The 15,023-nt window shown below is 34.7% G+C and carries 13 protein-coding genes; 3 read left to right on the top strand and 10 right to left on the bottom strand.

All coding sequences use genetic code 11. The annotated features are described in order from the left end of the window. Nucleotides 1-185 precede the first annotated feature (185 nt). Complete coding sequence (locus BC6307_RS03145; protein WP_066421179.1) at nucleotides 186-692, top strand: MerR family transcriptional regulator; 507 nt, start codon at nucleotides 186-188, stop codon at nucleotides 690-692. 27 nt (nucleotides 693-719) lie between these two features. Here the strand turns inward: BC6307_RS03145 and BC6307_RS03140 are convergent, their stop codons facing one another. Beyond that, nucleotides 720-989, bottom strand: a complete 270-nt coding sequence (locus BC6307_RS03140; protein ID WP_066421181.1) for a hypothetical protein — start codon at nucleotides 987-989, stop codon at nucleotides 720-722. A gap of 126 nt (nucleotides 990-1,115) precedes the next feature. On the opposite strand from BC6307_RS03140, the gene BC6307_RS03135 reads away from it, so the two are divergent. Further along, nucleotides 1,116-2,399: an ATP-binding protein gene (locus tag BC6307_RS03135; protein ID WP_066421184.1), complete on the top strand. Its 1,284-nt coding sequence runs from the start codon at nucleotides 1,116-1,118 to the stop codon at nucleotides 2,397-2,399. Nucleotides 2,400-2,425: 26 nt separating this feature from the next. Here BC6307_RS03135 and uppP read toward each other — a convergent pair whose 3' ends face one another. From uppP to BC6307_RS03105, 6 genes are all read right to left on the bottom strand, one after another. Further along, nucleotides 2,426-3,256, bottom strand: coding sequence for an undecaprenyl-diphosphatase UppP (uppP, locus tag BC6307_RS03130; RefSeq protein WP_066421186.1), 831 nt, complete (start codon nucleotides 3,254-3,256; stop codon nucleotides 2,426-2,428). A 389-nt stretch (nucleotides 3,257-3,645) separates the two neighbouring features. Further along, nucleotides 3,646-4,869 (bottom strand): IS110 family RNA-guided transposase, encoded by a 1,224-nt coding sequence (locus BC6307_RS03125; protein WP_094366054.1) that lies wholly within the window; start codon nucleotides 4,867-4,869, stop codon nucleotides 3,646-3,648. 416 nt (nucleotides 4,870-5,285) lie between these two features. Beyond that, nucleotides 5,286-5,909 (bottom strand): DUF3298 and DUF4163 domain-containing protein, encoded by a 624-nt coding sequence (locus BC6307_RS03120; RefSeq protein WP_066419955.1) that lies wholly within the window; start codon nucleotides 5,907-5,909, stop codon nucleotides 5,286-5,288. Nucleotides 5,910-6,019: 110 nt separating this feature from the next. Next, nucleotides 6,020-7,090, bottom strand: a complete 1,071-nt coding sequence (locus tag BC6307_RS03115) for an SDR family oxidoreductase (protein ID WP_066419947.1) — start codon at nucleotides 7,088-7,090, stop codon at nucleotides 6,020-6,022. A 96-nt stretch (nucleotides 7,091-7,186) separates the two neighbouring features. Next, nucleotides 7,187-7,996, bottom strand: a complete 810-nt coding sequence (proC, locus tag BC6307_RS03110) for a pyrroline-5-carboxylate reductase (protein ID WP_066419946.1) — start codon at nucleotides 7,994-7,996, stop codon at nucleotides 7,187-7,189. Between the two features lie 108 nt (nucleotides 7,997-8,104). Continuing rightward, nucleotides 8,105-9,238, bottom strand: coding sequence for a S8 family peptidase (locus BC6307_RS03105; protein WP_094366053.1), 1,134 nt, complete (start codon nucleotides 9,236-9,238; stop codon nucleotides 8,105-8,107). Between the two features lie 238 nt (nucleotides 9,239-9,476). Between BC6307_RS03105 and BC6307_RS03100 the strand changes: the two genes are divergently transcribed. Then, the gene (locus BC6307_RS03100; RefSeq protein ID WP_066419944.1) at nucleotides 9,477-11,174 is read left to right on the top strand and encodes a methyl-accepting chemotaxis protein; all 1,698 of its coding nucleotides are present in this window, start codon (nucleotides 9,477-9,479) and stop codon (nucleotides 11,172-11,174) included. 38 nt (nucleotides 11,175-11,212) lie between these two features. On the opposite strand, the gene BC6307_RS03095 is transcribed toward BC6307_RS03100, so the two are convergent. The 3 genes from BC6307_RS03095 to BC6307_RS03085 form a co-directional block, all read right to left on the bottom strand. Continuing rightward, nucleotides 11,213-12,199 carry a sodium:calcium antiporter gene (locus tag BC6307_RS03095; RefSeq protein WP_066419942.1) on the bottom strand — a complete coding sequence of 329 codons (987 nt, stop codon included), beginning with the start codon at nucleotides 12,197-12,199 and terminating at the stop codon, nucleotides 11,213-11,215. A 296-nt stretch (nucleotides 12,200-12,495) separates the two neighbouring features. After that, on the bottom strand, nucleotides 12,496-13,764 hold the full coding sequence (locus BC6307_RS03090) for a hemolysin family protein (protein ID WP_066419940.1): 1,269 nt from the start codon (nucleotides 13,762-13,764) through the stop codon (nucleotides 12,496-12,498). A gap of 208 nt (nucleotides 13,765-13,972) precedes the next feature. Beyond that, nucleotides 13,973-14,920, bottom strand: a complete 948-nt coding sequence (locus tag BC6307_RS03085) for a siderophore ABC transporter substrate-binding protein (RefSeq protein ID WP_066419932.1) — start codon at nucleotides 14,918-14,920, stop codon at nucleotides 13,973-13,975. Between the last annotated feature and the right edge of the window lie 103 nt (nucleotides 14,921-15,023).

The raw sequence follows: 15,023 nt of genomic DNA, 5'->3' as shown, positions 1-15,023 counted from the left end.
GGACGTCGCGGTACGGTAGACAAAGCGAACACCGCAAGTGAAACGGACAAACCTTTAACCAACTTCTTAATTTCAAGATAGACACCCATGTACCTTTTTCACTTTCTTTGCCGAATTCACACTAGTTTTGTCAGCCTGAAAGGAAAATGAAAACCTCTGTGTAATTATTATTTAAGGAGGGATAAATGTTGAGGCAAATGAAAACAAATGAGATTGCTGATGAGATTGGAGTTTCGCCACGGACAGTTCGAGATTGGGTGAAAAGATATAAAATCCCTTGCAATAAAAATGCATTTGGCCATTATGTTTACAATGAACAAGCTGTACAAAAAATTAAAGAAATTAATGGTGAAGACGTCACAACAACTACTAAACAATCCCGACAACTAATAAAAGAGAGAGAAGAGGAGAATGTCACAACCATGGATCAACTAGAAAAAATTTTATCACGACTAAAAGTAGCAGAAATACAAATTCAACAAAAGGCAGATGATGTTGTATCCTATCAACTTTTACAACAAAGAAAAGAAATTGAAGAACTGTCTTCTAAAGTAGAAACGTTGGAGACAAAGTTAATAGAAATGGAAGAAAAACTTCAAGCTTCTAAACCGAGGACTACCCAGATTCAAAACCCACTGCCATTAAAACCGAAAAGACGAGGAATTGCAAAAGCTATTTTTAGTATCTTTTAAAAATAACGGCATACAAAGTTGTTGCCGTTATTTTTTCTGCCTATTTTCGATTTTTGCTAATACATCTCGAAAAGCTTCGATCAATTCAATCTTATCATCATTAGGAAGGTTCGAATCGATAATACGAGCAACAGCTAGTGAAAACTTTTCATGTATCGTCTTCCTTAATCTTGGATGTGTTAGTTCATCATTTAATTCCCTCTCTAAGAGTAGCTGAAAATGCTCTTGTTCCGTTTGATTCTCTATCTGGCCCTTTCGATTATTCCAAAGATTTAAATAGTTTTGTAATAATTTCATAAAATAATTCTCCTAATCTTTTTTCGAAATATATTGAAAAATATAGAAATTACCAGTTTTTTATGGTAATTTGATTACATGATAGACAACAATAGTTAACTTAAAAAGAAATGTAAGGTGACAAACATGATTTACATAAAAGATTTTATTTTGCATCTTTTCTTTATTCTCTTTCCCATTTTACTTTATCATAGCATTACTTTTTATCGGAATGAAATCATTAACGAATCGATGCAAAAAATGTACTTATTTATAAGCTGTTCTATATCTTCCATCATGTGTATGCTGTTTCCAATATTCGTTCATGCTGGTGTAAATTTTGACTTGCGTGGCATTCCAATCATAATAGCTATATTATATGGAGGATACTTATATGGATTTTTTACGATTGTAGTTTTACTACTTTTTCGTTTACTTATTGGTGGGTATGACGGAATAATTTCAACGTTCATCGCTACCCCTCTATACACAATCTTACCTGCATTTCTTTACCCATATTGGGCTGATTTTAATAAAAAAATCAAGTTTGTTGCATCATTTTTTATTATTTCCATTAAATTTTTAGCTCTTTATTTTGTAATTTATTTCGGACATTCCTTCCTTCAATTTCAATACAATCATCTTTTTGAAGATTTCCGTTATGCAATTTTACTAGGGGTATTTAGCTTTATCACTATCGTTCTAGCCATTTTTTTATTAGAGTATTTTCTAGATATTGCAGCAATCCAAAGACAAGTGCAAAAAACAAAACGTCTTTCTATGGTATCTAGCTTGGCCGCAAGCGTTGCGCATGAAATTCGAACACCTTTAACTGTCGTTAAAGGTTTTTCTCAACTATTAGGTACTGAACAAAATAAATCGAATAAAGAATTCGTTCCTATTATTCTACATGAATTAGATCGGACGGAAGAAATAGTACAAAATTTTTTAAATTTAGCTAACAATAAAGTATCTGAAATGAAATCAATATCTTCAATAGAGCTTATTGATTCATCAATCGAAGCATTAACAACTTATTCATCCAATAGTAAAGTGCCGATTGATTGTTTTCACGAAAAAAACTATCGATTAAAAGGAGATTTTGCACCTTTATGCGAGGCACTTATTAATATTTTAAAAAATTCAATTGATGCTGTAAGTAACCCACATGGCAAAGTGACAGTTAAATGTTTTATGAAAAATAAAAACGTTATTATACAAGTTAAAGATAATGGTGTTGGCATGACCTCGGAACAAATAGAAAGACTTGGTGAACCAGCCTACAACCTTATTGAAAAAGGTACTGGTCTTGGCCTTATGACGGCTTTTTCCATCATCTATGCTCATGGGGGAGACATTCAATTTAAAAGTAAAATAAACAAAGGTACAGTCGTAACAATTTCCATACCTGGCTACAAAAAAGGAGCATAGTTTTTAAAAACTAGCTCCTTTCCTTATTATAAGTTTGCTACTGCACTTGCTGGAATAAATATATAAACAAGTATCGCTAAAATAAAACAATAAATAGAAAAATAAATTAGTTTACTTCTCTTTAAGAAGTCGATTAACCAAATAATACCTAACCAAGAGAAGATGAATGTCACGATGAACGCGACGATTAATGCGGGCACCCCAACTTCCGCAAACGCTCCTCCTGAAATATCTTTAAATGCTAATACAGATGAACCTAAAATAACAGGTACTGATAGTAAAAATGAATATCTTACAGCAGTTTCTTTATTTAATCCTGATAGTAAAGCAGCTACTAACGTAGAACCTGAACGAGAAATTCCTGGAAAAACCGCGATAGTTTGTCCAATACCAACGATAACAGAGTCTTTCAACGTCATATCTTTTTCCGTTCTATTTCCATCTTTATGCAAGCGCTCAATGTAAATTAAGGCTAAACCAGTGATCGTTAACGTAATAGAAATAGTTAATGGACGTTTTAACGTTTCACTAAAAGCATCTTCTAACAGTATGCCTCCGACGCCAGTAATAGCAGTCGCAACAACAATGTAAATGGCAAACCAAAAACTTGTTTTATTCTCTGCAGTCTTTTCTCTAAAGTAGGCAAAAAAACCGGTAATGATGGAAATAATATCTTTTCTAAAATAAATAATAACAGCTAAAATGGATGCTAAATGAAGAAAAATTTCAAATGATAAACCTGGTAAATTATAACCTAAAAGGTATTGAGTGATAACTATGTGCGCTGTACTCGAAATAGGTAAGTATTCCGATATTCCTTGAACTATACCGAAAATAATCGCTTCTAAAATGGACATATTGTTCTCCTCTGTATATAAAAATTGCAAAATCTTTTTCCATTGTAACACAAACTTTATATCTTTTATTTTACATTTTAATTAATATTTTGCTTATCTTCTTTGACTTCCTTGAAACAGAGTGGCGGTTTAAATTAATCCTTCCTCTACAAAACAGGTAGTACTCCCCACTTTGTAATAACAAAAAAAAGAGGCTGAGACAAAACTAAAATGATCATGATAAAAAACGAACAATCGCAGAATTAGCGGAGGAAATGTACGTAGACTCCTACCATGAAAATATAGCACTAAAATATGGAAAAATGGCAATACTAAATTAGACGCAGCTTATTCTTGTTTTTTTGAGGAGAGCGTCATACTCAAAAATCTATCGACTTTTTGGGATCGCTTTATGAAACTTTTGGTTCAACTAGTGTCACGGTGTAGCCTAAATTTTCTAATCTTCGTAGTGAATGTCTAACAATGGACTGTTGTCTTTGCTTATCGAAGTAGTCTTCTCCTAGATCTACGTACATTTCCTTTCGTGTTAAGAGATAATAGGAGATTCGTAACATCGCATGGGCTACAACAACTGCTGCACGCTTTTTACCTTTACGTGAAGCAGTCCGACGGTAAAGTGCACCAAGGTAGTTTTTAGACCCTCGAACAGAATGAGCTGCTTCAATGAGTGCTGATTTAAGATATTTGTTTCCTTTCATCGTTTTGGATGACTTACGTTTTCCAGCACTTTGGTTATTTCCTGGAACTAAACCCGCCCATGAACATAGTTGGGGTGCAGTCGGGAATTGCTCTTTTATATTTGGGCCAATTTCTGCAAGCATTTGTTCCGCCATTTTTCTTCCAATGCCAGGAATGGAATCTAAACGATCTATGTCTTCTTGATCGTCTTCCATCCTTTTTTCTATCTCTTTGTCTAGTTTATCGATTTGCTCAGTTAGGAAATCGATATGATCCATAATCGTTTTTATCATAAATCGTTGATGTTCTTGAATATACCCTTGAAGTGCGAGTTTCAATTCATCTTTTTTATTTTTCATTCTTCCTCTCGCAAAGTTTGTTAACTCTTCAAGGTCTTCATTCCCTTCAGCTATGGATCGAAGCATATCACGAGAAGAAACTCCCATAATGTCAGAAACAACAGAGCCAAGCTTGATATTAGCTCCTTCTAACACTTTTTGAATCCGATTATATTGTCTGGCACGTTCTTCAATTATGCTACGACGATAACGCACAAGTTCACGTAATTCTCGCTGATTTCGGTCAGGAATATAACTAGCTTTAAGTAAACCGTGACGAAGTAATTTGGCAATCCATTCGGCATCTTTCACATCGATTTTACGCCCAGGAACAGCTTTAATATGTTGAGCATTCACAACTAGAAATTCAATACCTTCTGCTTCTAGTAAATTGACAATAGGTTTCCAGTAGACACTTGTACTTTCCATCGCCACATGGGTACAGTTGTGTTTCTTAACCCAGTCCACCAACTCTATAAGATATATAGTTTTAGTGGAGAAAGTTTCAATCTCCTTTCCTTTTGGTGTAATGGCACATGCAGTAATGCTATCCTTGTGGACATCCATACCACAAGCATTCTCAATGATTACTTCCATTGAAAACATCCTTTCTACGGCGAAGCAGATTTGAGGCTGGTGCAACAACCAGAATAGGGTTAATCTACCATGAGTGCTTCCCATAAAGGGAGCAACAATCTGTGATGCACCGTGGTCGAAGGAGTCAGACTGCGGGGAGGGCTCACACACACCAAGGAGTCACGACCTTCCTCATCCAGCCGTAGCATTAGTATAGCCACGCAAAAACCATTTTCATTCTCTGTGGTGTATAGCTTGTAATACATGAAAGACTGCGGGAGCAAAGGCATAGGTGAGACCCCGCAGTGCTTTAGCACGAGGAGGCTCACCAGCCGCCCGCGGAAAGCGAAGTACATTTCCGGAGCGGGTTATTTCCACTCTACTATTTTTTGTTCGTTTTATACTTTGATAAAAATAGTTGTGTCCCAACCTCGACTTTAGCTATTCGTCGCTAGAATGTCGATTGGTCCTCCTTGGGCTGCTATGTCTTGAAGATAAAATAGGTTTATAGGAAACATTGGTAGTCCGACGACGTAGGGGCTTAGTTCGTATGCTTGGAAATATATAACGATTGTTTTATCTGCTATATAAAAATATTGGTTCGGGTTGATATTTTCAAAAGGCTCTAACGTTGGAATTTCTCTTCTTCTAATCTGAGCTCGAACTTCGTTAGATATTCTTTCTACATAATTACTGTTTGGACTAAACAAATCTGGTAGCGAATATTGTTTTCCTGTTACTGTATTAAACGTGAGTGATTGAATAACCGTTAAGCCATGTGCTGCTCCTTCTATATACGTATAATTACTTATGGCAATACTTAAAATTCCTCTTTGATTATTTTTCACTTCAAACGTACTAACTACTTCTGCTCTATCTTTATTTTGGAAATAACCTTGGGAAACTAATAGATGATGGATTACATTTTGTAGTCGATAATTAATAAAATGTTGTACTTGACTATTTTTCAATCCACTAACGATTGGAAAATATATTGTCGCTTTAGGAGATAGTCTCCACACTTGGGTTCGTACAATAGCCGGCGGAGTAAATAGTGCCATACTTTCACCTCTTTCGTTAATTATTTCATATATATTCCGAATAATGATGGAGAAGAAGAGAGATAAAGATAAAGATAAAAAAAATAAAAAAGCCCAATAGCGATTTGCTATTAGACTTTCATCTTTTCTTCATTGTTCGTTTGAAAATATGATTTAACGATGAGGTGTAGTATATCTTCTGTCATATTTAAATGCTGTAAATTTGAATCTTTTAATAATTGTTGTGTATTTTGGTCGTGAAAGATGATGTTACGATCTAAATATGGCTTAAAGACACTAATCATTTCATTCATTTGCTTTTCTAACGGATTGAGTTCGTACTGACTATTAAACTCATATATTTGCAAATTATTAAACTGAAGGTAATGTTTAATAACATTTAGTATTTCCATATTAGTGGAAGGATTAGGATTTGTTATAAAGTAAATCATATTTTTCTCAGCTTTTTGACTTCCTAATGCGAGTATATCTGCTACATAGTCAACAGGTACAAGATTAGAAGTTCCATCACTTGAGCCAATTAAGTGAATTTTTTCAGTTAAAAGGCCTTTTCTTTCTAACCGTTTCTTGAATAAATCTAATCCACGCATAAACCCATACAACGTAAATTGCGAATTTGCCTCACCTGTTTTGGAATCTCCTACGATAATACTTGGTCGAAAAATACTTACATCCATTTTGTCAGCGTACTCAAACACCGCTCTTTCTGCTAACGCTTTACTCTCTTCATATGGATTATAATATGTTTGTCCTATTGGGGACAGTTGTTCAAATCCTTCGTCGCTTGTTCCTACAGTATATGCTGTGCTTACGTGAAGAAACTTTTTAACTTTAATTTTGTGAGCAAAACTAAGCGCTTCTTTCGTCCCTCCAAAGTTTGTTGCCATCAATTCTTCTCTTAACTCCACATCAAACTTTACAAGCGCTGCCAAATGATAAAATACATCTATTTTATTTTCCAGATATGTTACATCGTCCTCAGATAACCCTAAGTTCTTTGCTGTTATATCTCCTTGAAAAATCGTAATCGATGCATCTTCTGTTGAACATAGTGTCGATAGAGTACTTTCTGCCTTTTTTATATCTCTAGCTATCAAGTAAATAGCATGTCCTTCAAGTAGAAATTGTTTTATCAGCTTGCTTCCTAAAAAACCAGTTGCTCCAGTTAAAAATATATTCATTGGTGCCTCCTATACTGTCGGGTTACGTTTAAGTTTAATATAGATAGGAGTATCTATCAACATAAGTATGTATATTAGTACTGGTACTTAAAGGGATTAGTTATTTGCAAGTGCTTTAGCTTTCTCTGTACAGACATCCATCGCAGAAAGAACAGCTGAACGTAATCCTTCTTTTTCCAAAGTTAATACTGCTTCAATTGTCGCTCCACCTGGTGTACAAACTTGGTCTTTTAATTCTCCTGGGTGCTTTCCTGTCTCTAATACCATTTTCGCTGCACCTAATACTGCCTGTGCCCCTAGTTTATATGCTTGGTCTCTTGGAATCCCTTGTTTAACTGCCCCATCAGCAAGCGCTTCAATAAACATATATACGTAAGCTGGAGAAGATCCACTTATTGCTGGAATTGCATCCATAAGCCCTTCATTCATTACTTCAGCTTGACCAAACGTTTCACATAGCTTAACTACTAGGTCAAGCTCATCAGTAGTAACATATCTGTTAGGTGCAATTACACTCATTCCTTCCCTCACTAGAGAAGGTGTGTTTGGCATTACTCTAATTGCTCTCACTTCGTTATGAAAACCGCTCTCCAAATACGACAACGTAATGCCCGCAGCAATCGTAATTACAATAACATCTTTTTTCACATAATCTTTTATTTCATCGATTACTTCTTTATGAACATCAGGCTTTACAGCAAGAAATAATATATCAGCATTTTTTGCAACTTGCTTATTATCTCCTTCGATTTTTATGTTAAAAGTCTTTTTTACAAGTTGCCTCGTCTCTTCTGTTCTTGCGCTTGCGATTATTCGCTTACGATCAACAATTCCTGATTGAATCATTCCACCTATTATCGCTTGAGCCATTTTCCCACAGCCTATAAATGCTAACGTTTTATTCATTTTTCGTTCACTTCCCTTTTTTCTCTTGACTTGTATTATACAAAAGGGTGTTAGATTACACAAAAAAATCGTCCAGAAATAGATTCCGGACGAAGCTATCTAATGAAACTATTGTAATGCTTTCTCTACATCAATAACTCCATTTCCATAATAAAAACTGCTTCCTAAGTTTGTTGCTGTGTCACGTAATTTTTCTCTAACTTGCACATTCGTTAAAGTTGGATCTTGTGCTAATAATAAAGCTGCAGCACCTGCTACATGAGGTGAAGCCATAGATGTTCCATTTAAAGAACCGTAACTATTCCCAGGCAATGTACTTAAAATATTTACACCTGGAGCCATCACTTCCAATTGGCTACCGACGCTAGAGAAAGATGCTCTTCTATTATTTGAATCTACTGCTCCTACCGCAATAACAGAGTCGTAGCGAGCTGGATATCCAATCGTATTAATAAGCCCAAAGAAATCTCCACTATTGCCGGCAGCAGCTACTACAACAAGTCCGCTATTGTATGCATTATCAGCAGCCTGCTTTAATGTAGTTGACCCTGTACTTCCCCCTAAACTCATATTAATTACATCCATATTATTTGCAATAGACCACTCTATTCCTTGTGCAATTCCACTTAACGTTCCACTACCGTCAGCACCTAACACTTTAACAGCATAAAGATCAACGTCATACGCTACACCTAGAACGCCTACTTGATTATTTAAAGCTGCTACAGTTCCTGCTACATGTGTTCCATGTCCATTGCCATCTTGAAGTGCATTCGGCTCACCAGCGACGAAACTTGCTCCACCAACTACTCGCAAATCTTCATGGGCTGCGTCTATGCCTGTATCAAGTATGGCTACCTTCACGCCATTCCCAGTTACATTTTGTGAGTGAGCAACATCTGCTTTAATATGAGGAACACCATACGGTACAGTTTGACTTACGGCATGCATTTTCACATTTTCTTCTATGTATGCCACATTCGGATTTTTCTCTAACGCATTAACTGCTTGCTCCGGCAATGTTACTTCTAATACGTTCATATATTGAAATTGATGATTAATTTGCCCACCAAGATTTTGGACAGTTTGTTTATCATTTGCCCCAACATTCTTCTCAAACCCAATCAAATATTCCTTCATGACAGATTTCCCATTTGCACTCGTGCTACTTGGAAGTAACACAAAAGAAACAACTAAAACTAAAGTTGCTAAAACGGAAAGTAACTTAGAAAATTTTCTCAAAATAAAACCTCCCTCTTATTTTCTAAATACTCTGACGTATTTAGTTCGTTTTTATGTTAGCATATGTTATCTAACATTGTTATTGGGAAAATAGGGAGGTCCATCATCACGTAAGCCTAAAGAATTCTTCTAACTTTCCCAATGATGCAAATATACATTTTACAAATTTAATGTTTACACTAATATTTCGTTATTTTTTTCCGATATAATTATTAGACTAAAATTTGGGGGACATCTAATGAGCAACTGGTGGAAAAAACAAAATATCGGAACAAAATACTTTACTATTTTCGGAATTACTCTTGCGTTATTTGTTATTACATTATCCATTGTCTTTATGCAGTTTTATCGATTAAGTGGTAATGTTGAAAAAATGGACCAAGCTAGTAGGCAAGAAATTTTGTTAACGGAAATGGGATCTATCGTTAAGGAAAAGACAATAAAAGCATACAGTTATCAATTTCAACCGAACGAAACGACTGTCAAACAATATGAAGAGATTTCAGAACACTTAACTACTTTAGAGGAAAATGTGGAAGGTATCATTCTTTCATCACAAGCAGAAGCTTTTGAACAGTATAAAACGATTAACAACCAATTTAATCATTTATTTTTCAATGAGTTAATTGCAGCTATTTTAATGGATAACGAAATTATCGTTACTAATACATTAAGGCAAATGGAAGTGTTGAACAGCCAAACAATAGATATTTTATATGATCTTCGCAGTCAGTACGAGCAAATGAGACAGGAAAGTAACGAAACGACTTTCTCTAATATAACTAGAAGTGCCATTGTTATTTTGATAGCAACAGTATTAACAATCGCTTTAAGTGGGATCATTATAGTTCGACTAAACCGTTCCATAAGTAACGGGCTAAAAAATGTTGTACATACAGCAAATGAAATTTCAGAAGGAAATTTATCTATTGGCGATATTCAAACATCAAGTACAGATGAAATCGGCCAGCTTAGTACGTCTGTCAATCATATGAAAAATAATTTAAAAGCAATGGTGGAGGAAATTCAACACGTTTCACAAACAGTCACCATTCAAAGCGAAGCACTCAAAGAATCTTCAAACGAGGTGCAACAAGGAGGCGAACAAGTAGCTGCTACGATGCAACAGCTATCCGCAGGTGCTGATCAACAAGCAGATGCTGCTTCTGAAATAAATGAAAAAGTGAATGTGTTTACTAGCCTAATTAGTAACACGAATACATTAGGGGAAGATTGCTTCCAAGCTTCATCTGAAGTTCTCCAATCAACATCTTCTGGTAAAGAATTAATGAAGAACTCAGTAGAAGCAATGGAAAACATTTATGAAAATGTAGAGCAGTCCTTTCAAAAGATTGGTGGTCTGGAACAAAAAACGAAAGAAGTATCTAGTTTAGTCGAAGTAATACAAGGTATTGCTGCTCAAACGAACCTTTTAGCATTAAATGCAGCAATTGAGGCGGCACGTGCTGGTGAAAGCGGCAGAGGCTTCGCAGTAGTTGCGGAGGAAGTAAGAAAGTTAGCGGAACAAGTATCCCAGTCACTTGAAGGAATTACTACTATCGTTAATGGCATTAAAACGGAATCTAAGATTATCTCCGAATCGCTTACGACTAGTTTCCATCTAGTGAAAGAAGGAACGGAATCAATTAGAATAACGGGCGACACGTTTGGTACGATTCATGAACATATTCAAACAATGGGTGAAAGAATACAAACGATGACGCATAACTTACAAGATGTAACAAAAACTTCTAAAGACATTAATATGTCGATTGAATCCATTGCATCTGTTACAGAGGAATCAGCTGCTGGTATAGAAGAAACAGCTGCAACAATTGAACAATCCAACCATTCTATGGAGGAAATTGCTTCAAGTGCTAAAAACCTCTCTCAATTATCAGAGCAGTTAAATGTATTAGTCACTAAATTTAAATAATAGCGTAAAAAGCAATCCAATTAACTCGGATTGCTTTTTTAATGTGGAAATGGATTAAAAAGTAGAAATAAGCTATTTACGACATATAAGACAAAAATTAATAGTGATACGTACACATATTTAGGAGTATGTGTCGTTTTTCTTAATAAAACGAAAATAACGACTAGGTGCATGATAATGAGTATAAACGTCGAAAAGTAATGGAATATATCTACCGATGATAAAAGTAGTCCTGATCGATAAAAAATATCTGAACTTCCAAGAACGAATAAATTAAATAAATTACTACCTAACACGCTTCCAATAGCTAACGAAGGATTTCCAAGCCTTACAGCAACGATACAACTTACGACCTCTGGTAACGATGTAGTTACGGCAATTAAAAACATTCCTACAAAACTAGATCCTAAACCAGTAATTACTGCTATTTTATCCCCTGTAAGCGTTAAAAGCGTACCAAAAACCATGATGAGTAAGCAGCTAACGATAAACTTTATAACTGTTCCTCGAATAGAATTTCTCTCCATCTTTTCTGGATGAGCTTCTTTTTCTTCTGCCTTTTCACTCGGTATTCTCGATAAAATCCATAATCCAAAGCCATAACCAACTAACAATAAAATAGAATCAAGTCCGATTCCAAAAAAGTGAATATCTGATTGAATGTACAACCCAAATAGTAAATATACGGTTAGGAACAAACTTAAAATACTAGCATATAAATGTTCCTTCGTTTTAAATTGAAAAATGCGTTGCTTTAAGAAGTAAATATTAATAAATGCTAATGTTAATAAATTAAACAAGTTACTACCAAGAATGTTACCTAAAATCATGTCAGGATTATGAATGATAGCCGCTGTGTAACTTGTTGTAATTTCTGGTAAAGAGGTAGCGCCACCTAAAAGGATCGCTCCTAAAAAGGCTCCGCCTAACGTTGTGTTTCGGCTAATATGATCTGCATATTTTGATAATTTCATGGCAATTAGTACTGTAGCTATTACGGAAATAGTGAATAAGAAATAGACCAAGACATTGAGTTCCTTTCTTTCTAAGTGTAAAGATACTTATTAATTATGTAGTTTCATTTTTTGCACGGCACAATTATATTACTACAACCAATTTATGTTAGACTAAAGTTAAGTTTTTTCCTTAAACTAGTTCGTATAGTTCGTATACTTTAACCTAAACTAAAGAACCATAAACCTATAGTTGTTGTTTAAACATACTATTTTCATGTAGAAATAATTGCTTGTATCTACTTATTATTTTATTTTCTATTGTCCGATTACGTGAAAAAACTCCTCTAAAATAGAGGAGTTTTGGATTATGCGGTATAAGATTGTTCCATTTTCACTTCAACTAAAACTTTTTGAATTCTATTTTTACGGACTTCTTCAATTATAATTTCCGCAAAATCTAATTGGATCTTTTCACCCTTTTTCGGTAAATAACCAATTTTTTCAGAAATCCAGCCGCTTAATGTGATGGAACTAGAATCACTAACATCTAAATTTACAACAGTGGAGAAGTCTTCAACGGATGTTTTTCCATCCATTCGGAATTTTCCTTCTTGAAGTACTTCAATTAATAGTATACTTTCATCATGCTCATCCCAAATATCACCGACAATTTCTTCGATAATATCCTCAATTGAGATAATACCCGCTGTTCCACCATACTCATCAATAACAATCGCAAGGTGGTTTTTAGACTTTTGTAGTTCTTTTAAAAGGTTTGAAATTTTACTTGAACCGATGACAAAATGCGGTTTTCTCATTATGTCTGTTAATTCAAAGTTTTTATTTTCTACATATTGCTCGAAAAAATCACGGTGTGATATAATCCCGACAATATTATCAATTGTTCCCTCGTATACTGGAATTCTAGAGTATTTTTCACGTACAAAAGTTTCCTTAATATCTAGTAAACTATTATTTATGGACACAGCAACGACGTCAGGTCGTGGTGTTAATATGTCATTTACAACTATATCGTCAAATTCAATTGCATTATGCAATAGTTCTTTTTCTTGAGAGAGAAATGTCCCTTCTTCTTCTCCAATCTCGACTAATGCCTTGACGTCCTCATCCGTAACAGTTGGCTCCATTTCTTTAGAACCTAATACTTTGTTTATGCCAAGCTTTAACTGGACAAAAAGCCAAGTAATCGGATAGAAGAGTTTCATGACCGCCATTAAAGAAGCAGAAATAACTAACAAGTATTTCTCTGCATATTGTTTCGCTAACGATTTCGGAAGAACTTCACCAAAAATAAGAATAAGAATCGTAGTAACAGCAGTTGAAATAGCTAACGTGGTCCCTTGCGAACCAAACAGATCCGTCGCAATTTTTGTTGCAATCGTCGCCATCGCAATGTTTACAATGTTATTCCCAATTAAAATAGTGGATAAACTGTGGTCAAACTTCTCCGTCAATTTAAGCGAACGCTGTGCTTTTACATTTTCATCATCAGCCATATTTCGTAAACGAACTTTGTTCGCACTTGTAATAGCTGTTTCTGATGCAGAAAAATAACCCGAAAGTATTAATAATGCTCCAAAAAAGATTATCGAGTCATAGGGTATACTGTCCAAAATCTCATCACTCTCCTAGTAATCATTAATATAAATATATTCAATTTTAAACATTTTAGCAATAAAAATGCATACTTTTAATATTTTTATTACGTTTATATTGGAATATTTTAGATTTCTTTACAAAATTGTCTCTAATTCAAAAATATCTTCGTTATTAATTTTAGATATATTAAAAACTCAGCCTTTCATAGCTGAGTTTTTGGCATTATTGAAGTGCTCCCTCAATTTCCTTCACCATTTCTAAAACTGATATTAGACCTCCACCGGATAAATACCAATAGTTTGGATCTAAATAAATGATATTACCTTCTTGGTATGCTTTCGTTTTTTCAATTAGCGCATTTTCAACTGTTTGCTTTGCAGAAGATTCACCTGCAACCGCTGCACCTCTGTCGATAACAAATAAATAATCTGGATTTTGCTCTAAAATGTACTCAAATGATACATTCATCCCATGTGTTGAAACTTCAATACCAGCGTCAACTGGCTCAAACCCAAATTCATCATGAATGATACCGAAACGAGATCCTGGGCCGTATGCGCTAATATTCCCTTCATTCGCCAGTATGATTAACGCATTTTTTCCATTTTTAGTTGTTTTTTCACTCAATTGTTCAATCGCGCTCTTAATTGAAGCAAGTTGTTGTTCGATATATCCTTCTTGGTTAAAAATTTGACCTAACGTTTGCATATTACTTTCAAATGATTGTAAGTAATCATTTGTATTAATACCAAGATGAATCGTTGGTGCGATTTTAGATAGCTCATCATATAATTCAGCCTGTCTTGCTGAAATAATGATTAAGTCCGGATTAATTTCACTAATTTTTTCAAAATCTGGCTCTTTTAAAGCACCTACATTTTCATACTTCTCATCTTCATATTTCGATAAGTATGGCGGAATATTTGCCTGTGGAACTCCAACTACATCTATTCCCATTTTATCTAATGAATCTAAAATACCGAAATCAAACACTACCACTTTTGATGGGTTAATAGTTACAGCTGTACTCCCTAGTTCATGTTCAATTGTTAGTACATCTTCATCGTTACTATTTGAGCTAGCATTTCCAGACGTTGTGTCAGTATTTCCGCACGCAGCTAAAATTGTAATGAAAAATATAATTGTAAAAACAGTTAATAATTTTTTCATAAGAACCCCTCTTAATTCTCTATTTATTGTTGTAGCCTTTAATAAAACAGGCATTCCCTTTTTTATAAATGCCTGATAAAGAACAGTTAAGTATTCTTCTAGC

Source organism: Sutcliffiella cohnii (assembly GCF_002250055.1).
Lineage (GTDB): Bacteria > Bacillota > Bacilli > Bacillales > Bacillaceae_I > Sutcliffiella > Sutcliffiella cohnii.
The sequence above is the reverse complement of the archived record's forward strand: the minus strand, read 5'-3'. Positions and strand labels throughout refer to the sequence as shown.

Bases quoted from the DNA above. Each gene is read 5' to 3' on its own strand.
- BC6307_RS03120 (WP_066419955.1), bottom strand. From the start codon at position 5,909: ATGGCACTATTTACTCCGCCGGCTATTGTACGAACCCAAGTGTGGAGA.
- BC6307_RS03085 (WP_066419932.1), bottom strand. From the start codon at position 14,920: ATGAAAAAATTATTAACTGTTTTTACAATTATATTTTTCATTACAATT.
- BC6307_RS03100 (WP_066419944.1), top strand. From the start codon at position 9,477: ATGAGCAACTGGTGGAAAAAACAAAATATCGGAACAAAATACTTTACT.
- BC6307_RS03145 (WP_066421179.1), top strand. From the start codon at position 186: ATGTTGAGGCAAATGAAAACAAATGAGATTGCTGATGAGATTGGAGTT.
- BC6307_RS03115 (WP_066419947.1), bottom strand. From the start codon at position 7,090: ATGAATATATTTTTAACTGGAGCAACTGGTTTTTTAGGAAGCAAGCTG.
- uppP (WP_066421186.1), bottom strand. From the start codon at position 3,256: ATGTCCATTTTAGAAGCGATTATTTTCGGTATAGTTCAAGGAATATCG.
- BC6307_RS03125 (WP_094366054.1), bottom strand. From the start codon at position 4,869: ATGGAAGTAATCATTGAGAATGCTTGTGGTATGGATGTCCACAAGGAT.
- BC6307_RS03140 (WP_066421181.1), bottom strand. From the start codon at position 989: ATGAAATTATTACAAAACTATTTAAATCTTTGGAATAATCGAAAGGGC.
- proC (WP_066419946.1), bottom strand. From the start codon at position 7,996: ATGAATAAAACGTTAGCATTTATAGGCTGTGGGAAAATGGCTCAAGCG.
- BC6307_RS03135 (WP_066421184.1), top strand. From the start codon at position 1,116: ATGATTTACATAAAAGATTTTATTTTGCATCTTTTCTTTATTCTCTTT.